This is a genomic window from Polaribacter vadi, assembly GCF_001761365.1.
Taxonomy (GTDB): domain Bacteria; phylum Bacteroidota; class Bacteroidia; order Flavobacteriales; family Flavobacteriaceae; genus Polaribacter; species Polaribacter vadi.
On sequence record NZ_CP017477.1, the window covers coordinates 2,444,211 to 2,467,504 of the forward strand.

Consider the following 23,294-nt stretch of genomic DNA (forward strand, 5'->3'; position numbering starts at 1 on the left):
AGCTTAAATTTTTAAAGTATAAAATGTCAAAAAACGCAATAAGTATTGGAATCATTATTGGAAATCGTGATTTTTTTCCAGATAGTTTAGTAGAAAAAGCAAGAACAGAAATTATAGAAGTTTTTGCAAAATTAACCATTAAACCTATTTTATTAGAAACTACAGACACCAAATTAGGTGGTGTAGAAACCTATAAAGACTCACAAAAATGCGCTGATTTATTCAAAAAACACAGTAACGAATTAGCAGGTGTTTTAGTGCTTTTACCTAATTTTGGAGACGAAAGAGGTGTTGCAGATACTCTAAAATTAGCAAACTTAAATGTACCAGTTTTAATACAAGCATATCCAGATGAATTGTCTAAAATGAATGTGGTAAACCGTAGAGATTCTTGGTGTGGTAAAATATCTGTTTGCAATAATTTATACCAATATGGAATTAAATATTCCTTAACAAGTCAGCATGTTTCCTTTCCTACAGAAGCTGTTTTTCAAAAAGATTTAAAAGATTTTGTTGCTGTTTGTAGAGTTGTAAAAGGATTAAAAAATGTTAGAATTGGTGCAGTGGGCGCAAGACCTGGAGCCTTTAATACAGTTCGTTATTCAGAGAAAATATTACAAAGAAATGGCATAACAGTTACTACTGTAGACTTATCGGAAATTTTAGGAAAAGCGAATAAACTTACAAAAGATGATACATCTGTAAAACAACATTTAGAAAAAATAAATGCCTACGCTTCTAAAGGGAAGACACCAAATGAGGCTATGATTCAAATTGCAAAGTTAGACGTAGTTTTAAATGATTATGTAGAAGAATATGCTTTAGATGCTACAGCAATTCAATGTTGGACATCTTTACAGCAAAATTTTGGTTGTAACGTTTGTACAACTATGAGTATTATGTCAGAAAATATGTTGCCTTCTGCTTGTGAAGTAGATGTTACAGGAACGTTAAGTATGTATGCAATGCAATTGGCTTCTGGCTCTCCAAGTGCTTTGGTAGATTGGAATAATAATTATGCTGAAGACCCAAATAAATGTGTGTTATTTCATTGTGGAAACTGGGCAAAATCCTTTTTACCTGATATTGAAATTAGTAATGCGCCTATTTTAGGAACTTCTGTGGGCATAGAAAATACTTATGGAGCTTTAGATGGAAGAACTCCAGCAATGCCACTTACCTATGGTAGAATTAGCACAGATGATCCAAAAGGCATTATAAAAGCCTATATTGGTGAAGGAGAATTAACAGACGATCCTTTAAAAACTTTTGGAAATAGAGCTGTTGCACAAATTGGAAACTTACAAGGTTTAATGAATCATGTTTGTAGAAATGGTTTTGAACATCATGTAGTTATGAATGCTTCAAAAACCGGTTCTATTTTAGAAGAAGCTCTTGGAAATTACATGGGATGGGAATTATACAATCATAAAGCTTAATACATAAAGTAGTTACTTTTATGCTAATTAATAAAATATGACAAATAAAGAATTAAAATTAAAATCGGTTTTTCTTAGAAGAAATCTCCTTAAATATATTTACAAAGCCAAAGCAGGTCATACAGGTGGTAGTTTATCTTGTGTAGATACTTTAAATGTTTTGTACAATCGTGTTTTAAATGTAGATTCAACAAATTTTAGAAATCCAGATAGAGACAGGTACATCCAAAGTAAAGGTCATTGTGTAGAAGCTCTTTTTGTAACCTTGGCAGATAGAGGCTTTTTTCCAGAATCAGATTTAGAAACACTTTGTCAATATCAATCACATTATATAGGTCATCCTACTAAAAAAGTAAATGGCGTAGAACAAAATACTGGTGCTTTAGGACATGGTTTACCAATTTGTGTTGGTGAAGCTATTGCAGCTAAACTAGATGATAAAACGCATAGAATATTTACATTAATAGGTGATGGTGAATTACCAGAAGGTTCTAATTGGGAAGCTTTTTTGGCAGCAGCACATTATAAATTAGACAACTTATATGCAATTTTAGACTATAACAAACAGCAAATTACGGGTAATAATGAAGATGTAATGAATACAAGCTCCGTAAAAGAAAAGCTAGAATCTTTTGGTTGGGCAGTAAAAGAAGTCGATGGTCATAATCTTGAAGAATTAGAGGATGCATTAAACAATGGTCCTTTTATAGATGGAAAACCAAACTTTATAATTGCGCATACTATTAAAGGTAAAGGAGTAAGTTATATGGAAGGGAATATCAAATGGCATCATGGAGTGCCTAGTCCTGAACAATATGAAATTGCAATGAATGAATTAAATGAAGCGGAAGCGTTAATCTAATTAGTATGGAGTTAGACAAAATTGAAGAGAAAAATTTAAAAATGGGAAAAGCAAATCAGGAAATTTTTTCTGAAACCTTGCAGGCATTAGCAGAAAATGATAAAAATATTATTGTTGTTACAAGTGATTCTAGAGGTTCAGGAAAATTAGTTCCTTTTGCACAAAAATACCCAAAACAAATAGTAGAAGTTGGTATTGCAGAACAAAATTTAGTAGGTGTTGCAGCAGGTTTAGCATCCGCAGGAAAAAAAACATTTGCAATTTCTCCTGCATGTTTTTTAAGTGCGCGTGCATTAGAGCAAATTAAAAACGATGTTTGTTATTCTGACAATCCTGTAACATTAGTAGGCATTAGTTCTGGAGTAAGTTATGGTGCATTGGGTACAACACACCATAGTTTACATGATTTTGCTGTTTTAAGAGCCATCAATAATTTAACAATTGTAGCTCCTGCAGATAATTTTGAAACAGCAGAAGCTGTAAAATTAGCAGCAAAAACAAAGACACCTATTTACATGCGTTATGGTAAAAAAGCGATGCCTTTTTTAAACGAAAACGACAAAACCTTTGAATTCGGTAAAGGAAGAGTTGTTAAAAAAGGTAACGATTTAACCATAATCGCTTGCGGAGAAACTGTATATCCTGCTTGGTTAGCTGCCAAAAAATTAGAAGAAGAAAAAGGCTTAAAAGCAACTGTTGTAAGTATGCACACCATTAAACCTTTAGACGTACAATTATTAGAAAACTTAGCTGCAAATGGTAAACCAATAATAACAGTTGAAGAACATATGGTTTATGGTGGTTTAGGAGAAGCTTGTGCTGCCTATTTATTTCAAAAAGGATTTAAAAATTCTTTTAAAATAATGGGGATTCCAGATGAATATACTGTTACTGGATCGCAAGTAGAAATTTTTAATCACTATGGAATTTCAGAAGATGGAATTTATAAAATGTGTGTAAACCTAATTAATTCATAGGTTTACTATCAAAAAAACAATTCATGATTCATGTCAAAATCATATATTTTATCTATAGATCAAGGAACTAGTGGTACCAAAGCAATTATTTTTGATGAATTTGGTACTGTAATCATAAAAACTATAGAACCATTAAAATCATACTACCCTACTCCAAGTTTTGTAGAGCAAGATCCACAAGAAATTTATGAATCTGTTATAAAAGCCGTTAAAAATTGTATCAAGAAATTTAATGATTCTTTTCCTGAAGAAAAACATAAAATCGTTTCTTGCGGAATATCAAATCAAAGAGAAACATTTGTACTTTGGGACAAAAATGGCAAACCACTTCATAATGCTGTAGTTTGGCAATGCAAAAGATCTGTTGAAGTTTGTGAGCGTTTAAAAGAAAATAATTTAGAAGAGAACATACAAACAAGTACAGGATTAACTATAGACCCTTATTTTTCTGCAACAAAAGTAATTTGGTTATATGAAAATAACGCTACAGTTAAAAAAGCTATTGATAAAGGTGAAGCCTATTTTGGCACCGTAGATACTTGGTTACTTTATAAGCTTACCAATGGCAGTGTTTTTAAAACGGAATATACAAATGCATCAAGAACTTTATTTTATAATATTTATAATTTAGAATGGGATGCATCACTTTTAAAAGCATTTAATATTGATTCATTAAACTTACCAGAAGTAACTTTTTCTTCAGACTATTTTGGCGATTCCACTTTTGAGAATACGCTTAGTATAGCACTTCCTATAACAGGAATTATTGGTGATTCTCAAGCAGCATTTTTTGGTGAAGAATGTTTTACAAATGGAATGGCAAAAGCTACTTTAGGTACAGGTTCTTCTATACTATGGAATGCTAAAAATTTAAATAAAATAACCGATAATGGCATGCTTACCACAATTGGTTGGAGTTTAGAAGGGCAAGTAAATTATGCTTTAGAAGGTGTTATTGTAAGTTGCGGCTCTACCATAGAGTGGTTAAAAAATCAGTTAGCAATTTTTACTTCTTATGATCAAATTGAACCCATGGCAACATTTTTAGAAACAAATGAAGATGTTTATTTAGTTCCAGCATTTAGCGGAATGGGCGCTCCTTATTGGCAAAAAGAATGGAAAGCTTCTATACATGGTTTAACTTTTGGAACAACCAAAGAGCATCTTGTAAGAGCGGCTTTAGAGTCTATAGCTTTTCAGCTAAAAGATGTCATTTTTTCTATAGAAAAAGAAACAAAAACACAACTAAAAGAATTAAAAGTAAATGGAGGTATTACTGCCAATAAATTTTTGATGCAATTTATAGCAGACTTATTAAAAACACCTATTACGAATATGGGAATTACAGACGTTTCTGCTTGGGGAGCTGCTTTAATTTCTGGTTTAGGAGTAAAATTATGGACTAATATTGATGAAATCCCAAAATTACCTGCTGATAAAATAAAAAAATATCAACCTAATTTAAACTCAGAAAATATTGATAACTCTTATTTAAATTGGGTATCTATTTTAAAAAATAAAATAGCATAGAACTCAATAATACTTGTTGAGTAAAATAATTTGATAGAAATTTTGTTTCTAAAAACATATCTTTAATGATTATGATATCGAATGATTTAAAAATTCTTAACAATCTAAAACTTGATAAGCCTGGAGCTTTCAAGGAATTGTTCGATTTATATTACATACCTTTAAGTACATATGCTTTAAAATATTGCGATTCTTTTTCTTTAGCAGAAGATATCGTTCAAGATTTATTTATAAAAATTTGGGATGATAAATTGTACTTAAACTTTGAAGAAGCAATAGGCCCATACCTATTCAAATCCATAAAAAACAACACTTTACAAGCAACCAAAAAAAATGCGAAGTATCAATTTTTAGATATAGAAGAGCATGTAAATAAATTGATTCTTGATGAAAATTTAGATGTAAAATATATTGAAAAAGAAAAGAAAAAATTACATCTAGAAATTGAAGCATTACCAAATAAATGTAAAGAAGTGTTTAAAGCTATTGTTTTAGAAAATCTTAAGTATAAAGAAGTAGCTTTAAAATTTGGAATTTCAGTAAATACAGTAAAAACACACTATTCTAGAGCTCTCAAACGACTCCGAAATTCCACGGTATTAGTACTTATTTTATTTTTTTTATAAAAAAACTCCTTTTTTTGTCACCCATTTTTGGTTTTTCTTTATTATATCAATATAGTACATAATAAAGACAATATAACATATATTTTAAAAATCAAAAATGACCCGTATAAACTCTTATATTTTAAAACTAATTTCTAAGTATATCTCTAAAGAGTTTAACGAAAAAGAGTTTAACGAATTAAAAAAATGGATAAAGCAAGATTCTAAAAACGAAGAGCTTTTTATAAATCATTTAAAAGTTTATAAGAAAAAAAGAAGAACCGAACTTTTAAAGATATTAGATGAAGATATTGCTTGGAAACGGATAGTTTCTAAACTAAAAACACCACTTAAAAGCATTTCAATTTCTAAAAATTATAATTCCAAAACTAAATTTAGAAAGTTATTTAGCGAAATTCCAAAATACGCTGCTGCAGTACTTTTACTTTTTACAATAGGTTATTTTTATCAGAAAATATATTTAAAAAGTGATATGAAACCAGAAGTGCAATCAAAATATATAACACTTCAACTAGAAAACGGAACTACTAAAATTATAAATACAGAAAACTCCTCAAAGTTAATAAGTGATAATGGTAAAGTTATTGGTAATCAAAAAGGAAATGAACTTGTATACAATACTGAAGTTGACAAAATAAACGAAAAATTAGCTTACAATACTTTATTTGTTCCTTACGGAAAACGTTTTAAAATTAAATTATCTGATGGCACACTTGTTCATCTAAATGCAGGATCTTCTTTAAAATACCCAATTAAGTTTTTAAAAGGACAAAAAAGAACGGTTTTTTTAAACGGTGAAGCTTATTTTTCTGTTACTAAAGATCTTAATCATCCATTTATAGTAAATGCAGAAGAATTAAATATTGAAGTTCTTGGAACTGAATTTAATGTATCTTCTTACCCAGAAGATGCTGAATCTAATGTTGTTTTGGTAGAAGGTTCAGTTGGAATGTATAAAATCAACAACACTTTAAATGAAGCAACAATGTTAATTCCTGGAGTAAAAGGAACACTAAATAAAGAAAGTAAAAAAATTAGTACGGAAAAAGTTAACACATTTATTTATACATCCTGGAGAGAAGGTGGTCTTTTCTTTAGAAAGATGACTTTTAAAAATATTGCTAAAAAAATAGAAAGACATTATAATATGAAAATTATTATAAAAAATAAACTTTTAGAAAACGAGATATTTAATGCCAATTTTAATGAAGAACCGATAGAAAATATACTTAGCTATTTTAGTGAAAGTTATAAACTTGAATATAAAATAGAAAACAACAAAATATTTATCAACTAACTTAAAAAAACAAAAAATATGAGGAGTACTTTTTAATAATTTATATCAAAATCACTTTTTTTTAATTTAAAAATTAAAAATCCGGAAAATGCGCCAACATTTTCCGGGAAATTTAAAGTGACAACTAAAATTTTGTCAATCACCAATTAACATTTTAAAAATATGAAAAAATTTCTTAATAGAAGAGGTAGAAAGTTACCTCATCTAAACTTTGAATTAAAAATGAAATTAACTACTTTATTTGCAGTCGTCTCTTTTTTTAGCATGTTCGCAAATACTGGCTATACACAAACAATTACTTTAAATATAGAAAACACACCTGTATCTCAAATAATAGATGAAATTGAAGCTACAACAGAATATAGGTTTGTTTACAATACAAAATTTGTTGATTTAAAACGTAAAGCTTCTATAAAAGTAAATAAAGAAACTATAGAAAATATTTTAAATGAATTGTTTAAAAATACAAATACTTCTTTTAAAGTTAAAAATACACAAGTTGTATTAAAAAGTAAAAAAGAAAATCAAACATTACCAATTAATCAAACACCCCCCATCAACCTTCAAAACTATGTTATAAAAGGAACTGTTAATGATGAAAATGGAATGCCCATTCTAGGTGCAAGTGTTCTTGAAAAAAATACCACAAATGGAACTGAAACAAATTTTGATGGTAATTTCTCAATTTCGGTTTCAAAGAAAAGCACAACGTTAATAATTTCTTACTTAGGGTATACCACTAAAGAAGTTGCTGTTAATGATGAAAATAATATAAATATTGTATTGAGTGAATCTACTACAGGACTTAATGAAATTGTTGTAATTGGTTTTGGTAGAGTAAAAAAACGAGATTTAACAGGTGCTGTTTCTTCTGTAAAAAGTGAAGATATATCTTTAGCTCCTGTAATTAGCCCTATTGAAGCTATACAAGGTAGAGTTGCTGGTATAGATATTACACGTAATGATGGACGCGCAGGTTCTGGTTTTAACATTCTACTTCGTGGTAACAAATCTTTAACTAGAAATAGTAATCCTATTTATATTATTGACGGAATACAAGGAGATATTAATAGTTTGAATCCAAATGATATTGCTTCTATAGATGTTTTGAAAGACGCTTCTTCTACAGCAATATATGGTATATCTGGTGCTAATGGTGTTATTATTATTACTACCAAAAAAGGAGTTAAAGGTAAAATTCAAGTAGATTTCAACTCATACATAAGTATTAACAGCAATCCATCTTATCCAAGTCCATTACAAGGGGATGCTTGGCTTAAATATCTTGAAGATGGTTATATTGCTTCAAATGGAGTAGCATCACCAAACAGAGATGCCTTACTTACAGGTTGGGGATTATCTCCTGCAAACCTAAATCAATATATTGATGATGGAAAATATGTAGATTGGGCAAATGAAACTTTTAAAACTGGTATACAAAAAAACAACACAATATCAATTAGAGGAGGTAACGATAAAGTTCAAGGTAGTTTCTCTTTAGGCCATAATAAAACAGAAGGTATATATACAGGAGACGATATCAACGTATATACTATGAGAAGTGATGTAAACATCCAAGCAGCAAAGTGGTTAAAATTCGGAATTGTAACTGGTTTAATTTTTAGAGATCAAAATCAAAATAGAAGTCGTGTTAATAAAGCATTTGGTTTAGTTCCTTTAGGTGATATTTATGATGAAGATGGAAACATCAATAGATTTCCGATAATGAATGATGTTGAACCAAGTGTACTTGCAAACAATATACCTGGAACGTATTTAAATAATAATAAGACAACAAGAATTACAGCAAACCCTTATGTTGATTTTACTTTTGCTAAAAACCTAACCTTCAGATCAATTTTAGGAGTAAGTTTAGCAAACGGACGCAATGGACAATATGAAAGTGACAAAACATATTTAAAGCTTACAGGAAGTTCTGCTGCAGAAAGAACTGGTGCTTATAATACATCTTTAAGCTACGGATATAACTGGGAAAACATCCTTAATTATGAGACCAATATTGCAAAAGATCATAATATAGGCGCAACATTTATCACATCATACTTATATAATCAAAGCGAATATTCTCAAATTTATGGTGCAGGTTTTACCTCAGATAATAGCTTATGGTATAATTTAAAAGAAGCTCCTTCTCAAATCTTAAATAGTGGTTATAGTATGAGTAAACGCTCTTCTTACGCTGGTAGATTTAATTACAACTACAAAGGTAAATACTTTATTACAGGTTCTGTAAGAACAGATGGTGTATCAGAATTATCAGGAGGAAATAAATGGGATGCATTTCCTGCAGGAGCAGTTGCTTGGAGAGTTTCTGACGAAGATTTTATGACTGATATAAGTTGGGTAAATAATTTAAAATTACGTTTAGGTTATGGAGTTTCTGGAAGCAGAAATGTAGGTGCTTATGCCACACTTTCTGGAGTTACAGGAGGTCCTCAACAATTAGATCTTGGTGGTGGAGAAGTACAAACTTTTATTCCAACAGAAATTGTTGGAAATACAAATTTAGGTTGGGAAAAATCATACAATACAAATATTGGTTTAGATTTTAATTTGGTTAATAATAAAATTAATGGATCTATAGAATATTATAATACAGATTCAAAAAACCTAATATATCCAAGACCTTTACCTTCTACTGTTGGTGGTGTTGGTCCAAAAACATCATTTATACAAGAAGCTAATCTTGCTGCAATGAATAATAAAGGTATAGAATTAACTCTAAACACAAATAATATTGAAACCGATAATTTTAAATGGACTTCTAGTTTAACTTTTGCTAAAAACACAGAAAAAGTAACAGAAGTTAATTTAGGAAATGTAGAAGTTTCAGATTTGGTTTCTCTAAATTTATTTATAGGAAATCAAAGCAGAGTTTTCTACGACTATAATAAAATTGGTATTTGGCAATTAGGTGAAGAAGCAGATGCAGCTGTTTTTGGATTAGAACCAGGAGATGTTAAAATTCAATCGAGTTTAACAAAACAATCTGAAGGCGTTTGGACGAGAAATGTTACAGATGACCAAGGAGTTACAACAGAAGAAACATATACAGCTTCAAACCCTTATACAATAAACGCAAATGAAGATCGTAGAATTATTGGACAAGCAGCACCAGATTGGACTGCTGGTTTACAAAATACGTTTGTATACAAAGCATTTGATTTAAGCATTTTTGCAACAGCAAGATATGGACAAATGATTGAAGGAGAATTATTAGGTTTTATGAGCTATGGAACTCCAAATTTACCAGATAATTATAATTATTGGACGCCAACAAATCCAACAAACGATTTTCCTAGACCTTATATTAATAGAAGTACAAATGCTTCTCAACCTATTCAAGCTCTTAATAATTTAGATGGTTCCTATTTTAAAATTAAAAATATAACACTTGGTTATACGGTTCCTAAACAATTTACAAACAAAATAGGATTAAGCAATTTAAGATTATACGGAACTGTTTACAATTCATTAATTATTGCTAAAAGTCATCTATTAAAAGGATTAGATCCAGAATCTGGAGCTTCTGATTCTTTCCCACTTTATAAACAAGTAGTTTTTGGTTTAAATGTATCATTTTAAAATATTAAGAAAGATGAAAAAAATATTAAATTTAAAAAGAATAACATCAATACTATTTATACTATTGATTACAACTTCTTGCGAATTAGAAGAAGTTAATAGAGAAATACAAGATACAGATTTGGTTTACACTTCTGTAACTGGTTATGAAGGTGTAATTAACTATGCCTACAATAGTCTATATTATTTTTATGGTAAATTAGATGGTATAGGTGCTCAAGAAATGGGGACTGATTTATGGTGGTCTGAATCTTATTTATCACCATATACACAATATGGAAGTGAATTAACAACTACTCAAGGTCAAAACCAAGTATTTTGGCAAGGGTTCTACGCTGCTATCAACTATGCTAACTTAGGTATATATTATGCAGATAAAGTTACAGATTACACAGATGAACAAAGAAATGAAAAAGTAGCAGAGGCTTACTTTATTAGAGGATGGTCCTATTTACAAATTGTAGAACAATATGGTGGTGTTGTTCTTAGAACGTTACCCTCATCTATTGATTCAGAAAAAGAAAATTTTCCTGTTCGTAGTACAGAACTTGAATTTTACGACTTAATCTTAAGCGACTTAGAGTTTGCTGCAAAATACTTACCTGTATCTCAAGGTGCAGAAAAAGGACGTGCTTCTAAAAAAGCAGCACTTGGCATGCTTGCAAAAGCATATCTTCAAAGAACAAGATTAGGTGATGAAGCATTGTATGCTTCTAAAGCATTAAAAGTTGCCAAAGACCTTATAGATAATCAAGCAGCATATGGTTGTGGTCTATGGGAAAGCACTGACACAGAATCTGGATATGCACAGTTATGGGATGGCCCAAATAATAAAAACAATAAAGAGTTTTTGTTCTTAGAATCTATAGACCCAAATGATGAAACTAGAGCAAATCCTGAAGGAAATAATAGAGGTCGTACAAGACAATATTATGAAATGGACTTAAAAAATGTTGGCGCAGAATGGGGAACTACAGAAAAAAACTGTGCTTGGTATGGTAGAGCAAATAGCAACGGTATAAAACCAACAAAGTATTTATTAACGGAAATTTTTACACCAGAAAAAAATCCAGCAGATACTAGATTCCAAAATACTTTTTTTACAGAATATTACAACTCTAGATGGTCTGACTTTAAAATTAGCAGTGAGGTGTTAGCTAAATATGAAAAAGATCCAGCATTAGCGGGTCATGTTATTAAAAATACTGCAGGAACTTATTATAGTGGTGAAGTTTATTATGATGGAAGAACAGTATATAGACCTACAGTAAATGCTTCTGGAAATGTTAATATGGTAGATAACGATTCTGATGGATATCTTGATGGTATCTCTGTTTTTACACCTAATTACCCTATGACTGCTGCAGAAAAATATTCGTTACCATTTCTTATTGCTACACCAGATGAAATGTTTGATTCTAGTGGAAGATGGGTAACAGATGCTTCTTCATCATTAGGTGCTTATTATAAAAAATGCTATCCTTCTTTTAATAAATTCTCATCTATTTATTGGATTTACAATAACCAAAGATGGCTTGGAGATGTACCTATTCTTCGTTTGGGAGATGTTTATTTAATTGCTGCAGAAGCTGCACTTCGTGCTAGTAACGATCAAGCTACAGCTGCTGGATATGTAAATACTTTAAGAAAACGTGCTGCCATTACAAGTAGACAAAATGAAATGATTGTTCCTGTGGGTCAAGTTGATCTTGACTTTATTTTAGCAGAACGTGCAAGAGAACTTACAGGAGAGCAAGTTCGTTGGGAAGATTTAAAAAGATTTGGTAAATTAAATAACACTTATCTCAATAGAACCAACCCAGATATTACAGGTTTTGTAGATGACAAGCATATTGTAAGACCAGTGCCACAATCTTTTCTTGATGCAATTGGTAACGCTAACGAGTTTGGTACAAATGGATATTAAAAATTATCTTTGTTTTAGTTAATCCCCCTTTTTTTTAAAAAGGAATGCGCCTTATTATAGGCGCATTTCTTTTTAAAAAATAAATACTATAAATATAAATTGGTAGAAAGTTCTTAAAAATAAAACAGCATCGTTTTAAAAACTATTTAGTGTACAGAACTTGGTACAGTTTGTTTTTCTCCAATAATTACTTCATTAAAAGTCACATTTTTAGAGTTGGTTAATTTCATGCTATTCTTTGCAGGTTTAATAAAAATATGATCTAAATAAATATTTTCAACTTTAAAATTTGGATAGCCTTCTATAATTCCTTTACCTGTAATAGCTACGTTATTACCGTAAATCATTGGGATATAGTTGTACAGTGATGTCCCTTCCCAACTTGTTAAAACAATAGGATAATCTTTGGGATTTGTGTCAAAAAATAATTTTGCTCCCTCTTCTAAATGTAAGTTAACATTACTCACAAAAGAAATTGGACCATTGATTTTATAGTTTCCTTTAGCAACAATAATTGTACCTCCTTTTTTTTTGTAAACAAACTTTCATTGCCTTATCAAAAGCTTTCTTACAATCTTTTAATCCGTTTGCATTTGCACCGAAATTGGTAATATCTATTTTAAAATTAGGGATGATTCGTAAACGAATCTAATTTTCTATAATTTTTATTATTGAATCTTGATTAAGTGTATGTTGAGAAAAGTTAACATAAAAATATAATTAGATACCTCTTTTTCATTTTTTAGTAATTGTAATTAACAAAGTGATATCTAATTATATTGTAGTTTTATTATTAGTTATTCAACTATAATTTTTTGTGTACGCAACATTTGTTTTGTAGCAGCATCTACTATTTTTAAAATAAAAATACCTTTTGCATTAATTTTCACTTGTTTTACAGCATTTGCTTCAATAACTCCCTTTGATATTTGTTTTCCTAAAATATCGTAAACTATAAATTCAGATTTTGAATTGTTATTTGACATTTGAATAGAAAATAAACCTGAACTTGGAATCGGCCATATTTTAATATTATCTACCTCATTTTTATTTACAGATAATGAAATATCATAACCGTTTAAAGTATTTACTTTTCGTGTCATACTATGTCCTTCTGAATCTAAAACAGTAAAATTAAAAGAACCAAAACCAGTTACATTTGGTATAAATGCTACCATATTGTCAGACAAATTTGCTGTTCCATTTACAACATCAGAAATTGTATAAGACACACCATCTGTAAAACCTCTAGAAAGCTTTTGTAAATCGATATTTATTGTTTCTCCAGAAACAGAACTATAATGTGGTTGATTCATCCATTGTAAATAGTAATCTAGGTTTGTATAACCATCCATATTATCATCTGCATTTGTATCAGAAAAATCTCCAGCAGTAGAATTTATATTTGTACCAATAATTGTTTCCCACCAATTTGGCAAACCATCATTATCTGAATCCCAATCTGCAGCTCTTGTTATAAAAGGATAATCTTCATAAGAATAATCATCTGCAGTATCAGGAAAACCTTTTTTATTAGTTCTACTGCCTGTTACAGTGTAAGTTCCGTTTAAAGTTTCATTTACCATTCTTGTATCATGGTCATCAAAAACTGGATAATTACAACCTACATCAGAAAGTACAATTTTATAAGCTTCTTTTGCAGATTGTGTTGTTACATATGAAGGGAAAAATGGCGCATCTACAAAAGTTTCGTAATCTACAGTAATACCATTTCCAACACGAGATCTTCTACCATATTCTTGGTTCGTTTCGTCAAAGTAACCTGGCATTACATTTGCATCAAAAAAGGCTCTTTGCATTCCGCCAAAATTATCTTCATGATCCATAGTTAATGCGTATCTTTTTAATTGAATACCTGGTCCTGGTTTGTAATAATTACCAACAAAATTTACTTCTTTTGCACCACCATCTGTGGTTCTAGAACCCCAATTATAAACTACATTATTTCTAATATCTAATCTTCCAGCAAAAAAACCACTACCATCTAAACCACCTGCTAAACTCCAGTTTCTACCATAGTTATGGGCTAATAAATTATGATGAAAACTACCAATATTACCACCTATAGAAGCAGCGTAACCATGTTCTACAATTCCGTTAGGATAATTTGGGTGGTTTGCTTTATTTAAAGCCTCTGAAATTAAAGAACGTTGAAAGGTAATGTCGGATGCGTTTCTAGAACTTAAAGCTTCATCTGTTGCCCAGCTAATTGAACAATGATCAAAAATATTATAGCCTCCCAGTAAGCCCATACCTCCAGAATCTCCATTATAATTGTAACCTAATCTTACTCTAATATTTTGGATGATATTATCATTACTTCCTGATCCTAAAGAACTTCCTTTAATGGTTATTCCTTTTCCTGGTGCAGTTTGTCCTGCAATAGTGATGTATGGATTATTTAAAACCAAACGAGATTGAAGAGTAATTATACCAGATACTGCAAAAACGATGATTCTTGGACCAATATCATTGGTAACTGCTGTTCGTAAACTTCCAGGACCACTATCATTTAAATTAGTTACTACAACTACTTTTCCACCACGTCCACCACGTGCAAATCTACCATAACCTTCTGCTTCTGGAAATGCCAATTGTGCAGGACGAAACCTCCATAAATTTCCTTTTGTAATTTTTCCATTGGAGGCAATTTCATCAATTCTCCAAAAATAAGTTTCTCCTGTGTATAAGTTATTAACTTGGTAACCATTAGCTGTATTGTCTTGTTTTCCTTTATATTCTGGCGATGATATATCAGCATTATCTACGGCAGTTTCATCAGTTCCAAAATAAATATTTTGAGTAATAGCGCTATTTGCAGGAGTCCATTCTAACAAAGTACCTCCAGATGATAACTCTACATGCTCATCATTAAGTGTTGGAATTGGATCTGTAGCTTGATCAAAAATATTTGGTGTATTTAATTCAAAACCATTAATTAATACATTTTTCACATCTTCAGTTCCAGAAGTTTCTGCAGAAAAAAGAAGTACAACATCTGTATTTGCTTGTGCAGTAAAGATTAAATATACTGATTTTGCTTCAGCAGAATTTGCTGCTCTTACAGTTGGCACTAAATTATCTTCTACTAAATTTCCATCAACAGAAACATCTATGGGGCTATAGGTAAAAGTATCACTAGACGTTTGATTTAAAAAAACAAGTAAAGAATGTTCGCCAGCTTGTAAACCACTAATATTAAATTCTATTTGTCCACCTTGGTCTGCATTTCCGTCTTTTACAGTAATTCCATCATTTACCAATTTGCCTTCTGTAGAAGCTTGTATACCCGTTTTAAACCAAGAAGAACTTATTTGGCTTCCAAAACCACCAAACTTTGTAACGGTAAAAGTTACTCCATTTTCTGTTTTACTAGCAGATGTTGCACCTGCTATAATCCAAGGTGTATAACCTACTTGATTTACTTCTGAGGCATTTCTGCCTGCTTGATCAAAATCAATTTTAACTACAGGATTTTGTGAAAACCCAAAATAGCTAGAGAATATCCCTAAAAAAAAGATGACTTTAAATACCTTATTTTTAAATCTATTTTGACTATTAATATTAACTCTATTTATCATTTTATATTTGTTTAAGTTATTTAAATTTTTGTGTTTTTTATGAAATCAAAATCATTGTGTAATCGATTACTCAAATGTATTTAAAAAAGATGCATACTCAAATTAAATCCTGTTAAAATAGAGAGTCTATAACTATATATTAAAAAAAATCAATCTTTTAAGAACTACCATAACTTGTTACACAAAATGAAACAATTAAAACGACTAACCCAATAATTAATAAAGTATAAGTTCCTTTTTTAACGTTGTTCCATTCTTTCATAATTACACCAACAATGTAACTGAAGAAAATAAGCATAGACATGTGTAAAACCCAGCTTGCAAACTGATATTCTCCCATTTTTACATGTCCTAATCCGTAGAAAAAAAACTGTAAACTCCACAAAGTTCCTGCTAAAGATGATAGCAACCAATTTTTATAAAGAGGCCTTTTTGTTTTTTTATTGTTTTTATTTGGCAAAAACTCTCTAATCGTTTTTTGTTTTACACTTGCTATTATATACCATACCACATTAACAACAAAACACCCCATTGTAGAAACTACTAATTTTGCATTTCCTTCAAAATTACCTGCTCCGTTTTCTGCAGCCATATCTGCAATTGGTTGCCCATATTCTAAAGACAAATTAAAAACTCCTGAAAGTACACCTGCAATGATGCTAAGTATTAAACCTAACATCATATTAAAACCTGCTTTGTTTAAGTTTTCTGCATTAATATCCTTTTCTTTTTTAAAACCTGCCCACCCACAAATAACAACACCTACAATAGATAAAGCCATTCCTAATAAAACAATGCTACCTCCTGGTTTGGTAAAAAAATCTTCTAAACCTCCAAAAACCATCAATGGCATAACAGTACCTACAACTGCAGAAATACCAATAGCTAAAGTATACGTTAAAGAATAGCCTATATTATTAATTGCTTTTCCAAAAGACATGCCTCCAAAACCGTAAATTCCTCCTAACAAAAATGCCATCCAAAGTGGTTTTGACGGTGCTTCTGCTATAATTGAAAAGAAGTTTGGCACTGTTAACCATGCCAATAGTAAGGGAACTAAAAACCAAGCAAAAACAGATTGCGCCAACCAAAAAGTATTCCAAGACCAACCTTTGGTTTTAGTACTTGGCAAATAACAACTTGCTGCAGAAATACCTCCAACTGCATGCAGTAGTGTTCCTAATAAAGAATTTGGTGCACTCATTTTTTATGATTTTTGATTTTAAGATTTCTTTTTTACAAGCAGTAAATGATCACAAACTAGAACTACTTCTCCTTTTTGGTTGATGATTTCTACATGCTCTGTAACAGTTCCCATTTCTGGTCTTTTAGCTTCACCTTTTTTTGATATAGTAATTTCTGAATGAATAGTATCACCAATATGAACTGGCTTTACAAAACGCAATCGATCATATCCTTTAGAAAAAGCTTCTGGATTAATTTCTGAAGCAGTTAAACCAATTCCGATACTAAAAATCATAGTTCCATGTGCAATTCTCTGCCCAAAAGGTTGTGTTTTACACCATTCTTCATCCATATGATGTGGAAAAAAATCTCCTGTATGACCCGCATGAACTACAAAATCGGTTTCTGTTATGGTTCTTCCTAACGTAACTCTTTTTTCGTTTAGTAGATACTCTTCAAAAAATGTTGATTTAAAATACATATATTAATTTATTATAATTCTGTTATTAAAACGCCTCCTGATGCATTACTTTTATAACAAGCTTCTACTACTTTCATAGTCTCTAAAACATCCTGAACACTAGCATGTAATATTTTATCTGAACCTTCTTTAAAACGCATTAAATTAGACATTGTGCCAATAAAAGCCTCTGGAAACCAAGATCCTTCTAGATTTAAACTTTTCCAGTCATTTTCATTATTATCTTCTTTAATAATATATTCAAAAGCATCAGGCAAACCATCAGGATAATTCATCAATAAACCCATTTTTGCTTTAATTGCTCCTTTTGTGCCTTCCCATTTTATATAACTTTCTTGATTTTTTGTTCCAAAATCATGATCATGATTGGTGTTTATTTTCACGCTCATAATATCACCATAATCTAAGATTATTGTAGAACGACAAGATGACAAATCTTTTAAAGGATGTTTTGTAGTTCTTGCCATAACTCTTTTTGGATTTCCCAAAAACGAACGAATACAATCAATATAATGCACACTGTGAAACAGAATTTCTAGACGCGGATGCTGTTTAATTACGGGGAATAATTCCCAAGGTGTATTTACGGTGACTTTAAATTCTAGATCGTATAAATCGCCTATAAGTCCTTGATCAATCATATTTCTAGCAGCACTTACAAACGATGCAAAGCGCAGTTGAAAATTGATTGCCGCTACTAAATTTTTACGCTCACAAACAGCTACAATATCTTTAGCTTGTTTATAGTCATTACCCATTGGTTTTTGAATAAGTACTGCTGCTCCATTTGGCAATTGCTCTAAAATATCAATATATTGATCTGGCAATACAGTGATATCATATACTGCATTTTTGGGTGCTTTTTTTACGGCTTCAGCAACATTTTCAAAAACATGTGGAATGTTATGACTTTCTGCCATTGCATGTGCTTTAAATGTAGTTCGATTTGTTATTCCGAAAACCTTAAATCCTGCCATTTTATAAGCTGGCAAATGTGCATCTTTTACAATACCACTCGCACCAATAATAATGATAGGTTGTTCTGTCTCTGGTAATAAAGGTTTGTAAGTAACATTCATTTTATAAAATTTTTTGGATGTTATTCTGTGTTTCTTCTAAAAGTGTAGCTGATGATAAATTTCCATTGATGGCTTCTAAAACCATAATATCAATTAACGCTGCAACTTTTGGCCATAAAGGAGTTTGTGGAAGTGTTAATGCATTCTCATGCAACATACTTAATTTATGATAATAAGGAATCGTTTTATTCACTTCTGTATCATTCCATGTAGATTTTCTACAACCAATGCCACCTTCGTTGGTTAACAATTTATCACTTTCTGCTGTGGTTGCAAATCGTAAAAAATTATATGCTATTTTTTTATGCTTACTACCTGAACCTATGGTATATAACCAATAGACGTTTAAGGATGCTGATTTGTGATTTTCATTATGAGGTAGTTCAGTAATATCAACCTTTCCTTTTACTTTTGATTCGTCTATAATTTCACACATCGAAGCAAAACCGAACCAGTTTATGGCCATAGCAGCTTCGCCTGTTGCAAATGCCATACCTGCTTCTACCGAACCAAAATCTTTTGATTTAGGGTGTGTTGTTTTCTTATTATTAACAATATTTCTATAAAAATCGAGTGCTTTAACAGCTGATGGTTGATTGATGTTGATTTGATTATTTTTATCTAATAAAGAACCACCTCTTGTCCATAAATGCAGACAAAAATCGAACACCATATTATGCCCATCAGGAAAATTGGCAAAGACACAACCATATAGATTTTGTTCTGGGCGATTAAAAAACGCTGCTATATCTGTGAATTGTTGCCACGTTTTTGGTGGTTGTAAATCGTATCCATATTGATTTTTAAAATTGATTTGCTCCGTTTCGTTTTCAAATAAATCTTTTCTATAAATTAAACATTCTGGACCATCGTGAAAAGGTAAGCCGTAAACTTGATTATTAATTTCTTGTAGATGAAGTAAAGATTTGTGCCAACCTTCAGGGAAATTTTGAGGTGGGTTTTGACTGATTAATGGTGATAAATTTTCGATAGCATTTGAGTTTACTGCATCAAAAATCCAATCGGTATTAATATGAGCAATATCCCAATCGCCATTTTTTAAACCCTTTTTAGCAAGTGCTTCTTCGTATAAATCGTGAAGCTCTAAAGGAATCATTTCGGCTTCTATAGAGATCTTGTTTTCTAAACAAAAAGTATCCCAAAGCTTTTGAAGTGTAGTTTCAAAAGGATCAAATTTCCGAACAGCTATTCTTATCTTCTCCATTAGATATTGATTAATTCTTCTAATATTTTTTTATTGTGTTCCCCTAGTTTTGGAGAACCTTTACTTGATGTTAATAATTCGCCATCAATTTTTATGGGGCATCGGGTTGTTTCGTATGAATAACCATCTCCCATAGTCACTCTTTGAATAAAATCTAAGACTTTAAAACCTTCTTCTTTAAAAAGTTCTTGATAGTTTAACACCTTTGCGCACCAAATATCAGCAGGTTCTAAAATAGCCAACCAATAGGCTGTATTTTGTGTTTTAAGATGTTTGACTAATACTTTTTTTATGTCGTTTCGTAATTCAAACGTATTTTCAGGAAACTGTAATAATGCATCACATTTTAAAAGGTCTGCTAAAACAGGAATAGATCCCATGGCTAATGCTAAAAATCCATCATTTGTTTTATATATGCCATAAGGCGCTCCTAAATATGCATGGGCATTATTGCTTTTTGTTCTAACAGGAAGTTCGCCACCATCGTTAAAATAGGTTGTAATGGTTTCAAATTGAAAATCGATTGCCGATTCTAACATACTTACCTGAACTAATGCTCCTGAATTATTAACTGTTTTTCTGTAAAGTGCTGCTAAAATACCCTGTGCTAAATGTGCGCCTGCTAACATATCTACAATAGATAATCCCATAGCAACAGGACCATCATTTTTATTTCCTGTTAACCAAGTTAAAGCGGTTAAGGATTGCAATAATAAATCTTGTCCAGGATGTTTAATTAAATCGGGATGATTACCATAGCCAGATATTTCTGCATAAACAACATTGGGATTAATAGTTTTAACATCGTTGTAGCTTAGTCCTATACGTTGCATAACACCTGGTCTAAAATTATGCATCACAACATCTGCTTTTGCTAATAATACTTTTATTATTTTTAGGTCTTCTGCATCTTTTAGATCGGCTGTAAACGATTCTTTATTTCTATTTATGGTATGAAAAATTGATGATTCTTCATTCATTATTAAATCGGAACAATATAGGGTACGGCAAATATCTCCCGTGATAGGTTTTTCAATTTTAATAACGCGCGCACCTAAATCTGCCAATCGTAAACTAGCGGATGGGCCAGATAAAAACTGACTAAAATCTACTATTAAATGATCTTCTAATGGTCGCATTTAATTATTTAAAAATTGTTTATGAATAGTTTCATTACCCTCTCCAACCATAGGTGCCGCTTTTGTGCTGGTTAAAATACCGCCATCAAATTGTATGGGTAGTCTTGTGGTTATCATGTCTTTTCCTTCAGAATTTTTTACAGTTTGTTTTAATTGTAAATCGTTCATAAAAGCTTGGTTATTCAAATCATTATAATTCAATACTTTTTCGCACCATATGCCGTTTTTTCGTAATATGTCAATCCAGTGTTCTGAACTTTTAGTGGTTATTCGCTTTCTAAGTATTTTCCGAATGGCTGCTCGACCTGTAAACCATGTTTTTTTATCTGAATAGGCACTTAAATCAACATCAAGGATATCACCCAACTGCATTAAATCTCCCATGGCTAAAGCTATATAACCATTGTTGGTTTCGTATATACCATAGGGGGCACTTAAGAAAGCATGTGCACTGCCTTTTACGTTTCCTCTATCGGCTAATTGTCCGCCATTATTTAAAAATATGGTGAGCGCTTCAAACTGGACATCTAAAACAGATTCCAATAAACTCACCTCAACTAAAACACCTTTTCCTGTTTTAATGCGCTTAAGCAATGCTGCTAAAATGCCTTGCACAAAATGATTCCCGCACATTAAATCGGCCACAGCTAAACCAAAAGGCACAGGACCTTGACTGCTTTTTCCGCTTAACCAAGTTAAACCAGAAAGCGATTGCACTAATAAATCTTGACCTGGTTTTTTTGCCCATGGACCTGTATTCCCATAACCCGTAATTGTGCCGTAAATTATTTTAGGATTGATAGTTAAAACATCTTCAAAAGTCAATCCAATTTTCTCCATAACTCCTGGTCTGAAATTATGTGTCATAATATCGGCTTTGGCGATTAACTTTTTTACATTTTCTAAATCTGTTGAGTTTTTAAGATTGGCTGCAAAAGATTCTTTATTTCTGTTGATGGTATGAAATAGTAAACTACTATCGTCAACAAACAAATCTTTAATACTTAATTGTCTGCAAGCTTCTCCTTTTACAGGGCGTTCAATTTTAATGACACGCGCTCCCAAATCGGCAAGTTTTAAACCTGCTGAAGGTCCTGCTAAAAACTGAGAGAACTCTAATACCAATAAACCTTCTAATGGCTTCACTGTTTTATTTTATTAATGCGTTAATGATTCTTTATAAATGTCATTCATTTTGTCTACAGCTGCTTCAATAGAAACTTTGCCTGAGACAGCTTCATGAATAACAAGACTTGCTTCATCTTGAAAATGCATGTAACCATAATATTGTGGACGCATAGTTGCTTCATCTAATGTTTGTAAAGTATCTTTAAAAAAGTTTTTACATTGATTATTAACTTCATCGTTTAACCAAGATTTTCTATGTCCTGGTTGTCCACCAAACTCAAAATACAAACCAGATTGTGTTTTTTCTGAAGCAGTAAATTGGGAATAATTCATAGCAATTTCTGCATACTTAGTCTTGGATGACACTGCAATACCTGCACCTCCCAAAGTAGAACGCAATCTTTTTCCATTAAACGTTACTAAAGCACCAGCTTTTAAAACCTGGTCTGCATAATTCTTTTTAGAATAATTTGAGTATCCGTAATTAAATGGACTATAGATAATATCATCGGTTTGGGCCATGCATTCATAAATTTTTATCGGATTCATTTCTAAACAAAATGAAGGCGTTAAATCGACCAATTCTTTATACATTTTAATTGCTTCTATCATAATATGTCGCGGAGCTACTTCTATTTTACTTTTAAAAACACGAGCTCCTAGAGCTATGCAAAACATATAATGATGCATTAAAGTATCAATAGGAATAGATGCAAAAGCCACTTTTCCTGTTTTTGTTAACTCCAAAAGTTCTTGCCATATTTTTGGAATTTGAATATTGTATTTGCTAACTAAATCTTCTCGCCAAGTGGCTATTGGTGTTGCAGCATCAGTAGCTAATGTCCATTGTTTATTAAAAACATTGTAACTAGCGTGCGATTTACCCACACTATTATTTGCTAATTCTTTAATAAAATCGGCACTCAAATAATCATCAAAAGGCAATAATAGTTGATCTTTTGCAGCGATTGAAACATGCGGATTATCCATGATTAGCAAATCGTAATTACTTACCAAATCGCTTAAAGAAGCATCTGCAAAAGCTTGCAAAGAACGCTTTTCCCAAGTAATCCTAACTTCGGGATTAAGTTCTTCAAATCGTTGAGCAGTTGCTACAACAGATGTAAAGCCACGCGTATGATTCCATGCTATTCCTTTTAAATGTATCATTTATAATTTTTATTCAATTTT

17 protein-coding genes are annotated in these 23,294 nt (G+C 31.2%); 8 read left to right on the top strand and 9 right to left on the bottom strand.

Annotation, left to right across the window (positions count from 1 at the left end; translation table 11 throughout):
• Nucleotides 1–23 precede the first annotated feature (23 nt).
• The 8 genes from LPB03_RS10525 to LPB03_RS10560 all read left to right on the top strand — a co-directional run bounded on the left by LPB03_RS10525 (nucleotide 24) and on the right by LPB03_RS10560 (nucleotide 12,264).
• Nucleotides 24–1,439: an L-fucose/L-arabinose isomerase family protein gene (locus LPB03_RS10525; protein ID WP_065319574.1), complete on the top strand. Its 1,416-nt coding sequence runs from the start codon at nucleotides 24–26 to the stop codon at nucleotides 1,437–1,439.
• 37 nt (nucleotides 1,440–1,476) lie between these two features.
• Entirely contained in the window at nucleotides 1,477–2,301 is an 825-nt protein-coding gene (locus LPB03_RS10530; RefSeq protein ID WP_065319575.1) for a transketolase, read from the top strand.
• Nucleotides 2,302–2,306: 5 nt separating this feature from the next.
• Nucleotides 2,307–3,278 (top strand): transketolase family protein, encoded by a 972-nt coding sequence (locus LPB03_RS10535; protein ID WP_065319576.1) that lies wholly within the window; start codon nucleotides 2,307–2,309, stop codon nucleotides 3,276–3,278.
• Between the two features lie 30 nt (nucleotides 3,279–3,308).
• Nucleotides 3,309–4,808 (top strand): FGGY family carbohydrate kinase, encoded by a 1,500-nt coding sequence (locus LPB03_RS10540; protein WP_065319577.1) that lies wholly within the window; start codon nucleotides 3,309–3,311, stop codon nucleotides 4,806–4,808.
• Between the two features lie 65 nt (nucleotides 4,809–4,873).
• Nucleotides 4,874–5,434, top strand: coding sequence for a sigma-70 family RNA polymerase sigma factor (locus LPB03_RS10545; RefSeq protein ID WP_065319578.1), 561 nt, complete (start codon nucleotides 4,874–4,876; stop codon nucleotides 5,432–5,434).
• 97 nt (nucleotides 5,435–5,531) lie between these two features.
• A complete protein-coding gene (locus LPB03_RS10550) occupies nucleotides 5,532–6,731 on the top strand; it encodes a FecR family protein (RefSeq protein ID WP_065319579.1) in 1,200 nt (399 codons plus the stop codon).
• 162 nt (nucleotides 6,732–6,893) lie between these two features.
• The gene (locus LPB03_RS10555) at nucleotides 6,894–10,337 is read left to right on the top strand and encodes a TonB-dependent receptor (RefSeq protein ID WP_083187214.1); all 3,444 of its coding nucleotides are present in this window, start codon (nucleotides 6,894–6,896) and stop codon (nucleotides 10,335–10,337) included.
• A 13-nt stretch (nucleotides 10,338–10,350) separates the two neighbouring features.
• The gene (locus LPB03_RS10560; protein WP_170324215.1) at nucleotides 10,351–12,264 is read left to right on the top strand and encodes a RagB/SusD family nutrient uptake outer membrane protein; all 1,914 of its coding nucleotides are present in this window, start codon (nucleotides 10,351–10,353) and stop codon (nucleotides 12,262–12,264) included.
• Between the two features lie 146 nt (nucleotides 12,265–12,410).
• Here the strand turns inward: LPB03_RS10560 and LPB03_RS10565 are convergent, their stop codons facing one another.
• From LPB03_RS10565 to LPB03_RS10605, 9 genes are all read right to left on the bottom strand, one after another.
• A complete protein-coding gene (locus tag LPB03_RS10565; protein WP_065319582.1) occupies nucleotides 12,411–12,731 on the bottom strand; it encodes a glycoside hydrolase family protein in 321 nt (106 codons plus the stop codon).
• A 330-nt stretch (nucleotides 12,732–13,061) separates the two neighbouring features.
• Entirely contained in the window at nucleotides 13,062–15,866 is a 2,805-nt protein-coding gene (locus LPB03_RS10570) for a T9SS type A sorting domain-containing protein (RefSeq protein WP_139058971.1), read from the bottom strand.
• Nucleotides 15,867–16,023: 157 nt separating this feature from the next.
• Entirely contained in the window at nucleotides 16,024–17,070 is a 1,047-nt protein-coding gene (locus LPB03_RS10575; protein WP_065319583.1) for an L-rhamnose/proton symporter RhaT, read from the bottom strand.
• Between the two features lie 18 nt (nucleotides 17,071–17,088).
• Complete coding sequence (locus LPB03_RS10580) at nucleotides 17,089–17,532, bottom strand: MaoC/PaaZ C-terminal domain-containing protein (RefSeq protein WP_065319584.1); 444 nt, start codon at nucleotides 17,530–17,532, stop codon at nucleotides 17,089–17,091.
• An 11-nt stretch (nucleotides 17,533–17,543) separates the two neighbouring features.
• Complete coding sequence (locus tag LPB03_RS10585) at nucleotides 17,544–18,611, bottom strand: Gfo/Idh/MocA family protein (RefSeq protein ID WP_065319585.1); 1,068 nt, start codon at nucleotides 18,609–18,611, stop codon at nucleotides 17,544–17,546.
• A 1-nt stretch (nucleotide 18,612) separates the two neighbouring features.
• Nucleotides 18,613–19,836 (bottom strand): extracellular solute-binding protein, encoded by a 1,224-nt coding sequence (locus tag LPB03_RS10590; RefSeq protein ID WP_065319586.1) that lies wholly within the window; start codon nucleotides 19,834–19,836, stop codon nucleotides 18,613–18,615.
• A complete protein-coding gene (locus LPB03_RS10595) occupies nucleotides 19,836–20,975 on the bottom strand; it encodes a CaiB/BaiF CoA transferase family protein (RefSeq protein ID WP_065319587.1) in 1,140 nt (379 codons plus the stop codon). The genes LPB03_RS10590 and LPB03_RS10595 overlap by 1 nt, the downstream gene beginning before the upstream one ends.
• Nucleotides 20,976–22,121, bottom strand: coding sequence for a CaiB/BaiF CoA transferase family protein (locus LPB03_RS10600; protein WP_065319588.1), 1,146 nt, complete (start codon nucleotides 22,119–22,121; stop codon nucleotides 20,976–20,978).
• A 12-nt stretch (nucleotides 22,122–22,133) separates the two neighbouring features.
• Complete coding sequence (locus LPB03_RS10605; RefSeq protein ID WP_065319589.1) at nucleotides 22,134–23,273, bottom strand: extracellular solute-binding protein; 1,140 nt, start codon at nucleotides 23,271–23,273, stop codon at nucleotides 22,134–22,136.
• Nucleotides 23,274–23,294: the final 21 nt, after the last annotated feature.

What these genes read in the sequence shown, in the direction of transcription:
- LPB03_RS10530 (WP_065319575.1), top strand. Translation starts at nt 1,477, where the DNA reads ATGACAAATAAAGAATTAAAATTAAAATCGGTTTTTCTTAGAAGAAAT.
- LPB03_RS10585 (WP_065319585.1), bottom strand. Translation starts at nt 18,611, where the DNA reads ATGAATGTTACTTACAAACCTTTATTACCAGAGACAGAACAACCTATC.
- LPB03_RS10590 (WP_065319586.1), bottom strand. Translation starts at nt 19,836, where the DNA reads ATGGAGAAGATAAGAATAGCTGTTCGGAAATTTGATCCTTTTGAAACT.
- LPB03_RS10535 (WP_065319576.1), top strand. Translation starts at nt 2,307, where the DNA reads ATGGAGTTAGACAAAATTGAAGAGAAAAATTTAAAAATGGGAAAAGCA.
- LPB03_RS10525 (WP_065319574.1), top strand. Translation starts at nt 24, where the DNA reads ATGTCAAAAAACGCAATAAGTATTGGAATCATTATTGGAAATCGTGAT.
- LPB03_RS10540 (WP_065319577.1), top strand. Translation starts at nt 3,309, where the DNA reads ATGTCAAAATCATATATTTTATCTATAGATCAAGGAACTAGTGGTACC.
- LPB03_RS10595 (WP_065319587.1), bottom strand. Translation starts at nt 20,975, where the DNA reads ATGCGACCATTAGAAGATCATTTAATAGTAGATTTTAGTCAGTTTTTA.
- LPB03_RS10580 (WP_065319584.1), bottom strand. Translation starts at nt 17,532, where the DNA reads ATGTATTTTAAATCAACATTTTTTGAAGAGTATCTACTAAACGAAAAA.
- LPB03_RS10550 (WP_065319579.1), top strand. Translation starts at nt 5,532, where the DNA reads ATGACCCGTATAAACTCTTATATTTTAAAACTAATTTCTAAGTATATC.
- LPB03_RS10545 (WP_065319578.1), top strand. Translation starts at nt 4,874, where the DNA reads ATGATTATGATATCGAATGATTTAAAAATTCTTAACAATCTAAAACTT.
- LPB03_RS10605 (WP_065319589.1), bottom strand. Translation starts at nt 23,273, where the DNA reads ATGATACATTTAAAAGGAATAGCATGGAATCATACGCGTGGCTTTACA.
- LPB03_RS10575 (WP_065319583.1), bottom strand. Translation starts at nt 17,070, where the DNA reads ATGAGTGCACCAAATTCTTTATTAGGAACACTACTGCATGCAGTTGGA.
- LPB03_RS10560 (WP_170324215.1), top strand. Translation starts at nt 10,351, where the DNA reads ATGAAAAAAATATTAAATTTAAAAAGAATAACATCAATACTATTTATA.
- LPB03_RS10555 (WP_083187214.1), top strand. Translation starts at nt 6,894, where the DNA reads ATGAAAAAATTTCTTAATAGAAGAGGTAGAAAGTTACCTCATCTAAAC.
- LPB03_RS10570 (WP_139058971.1), bottom strand. Translation starts at nt 15,866, where the DNA reads ATGATAAATAGAGTTAATATTAATAGTCAAAATAGATTTAAAAATAAG.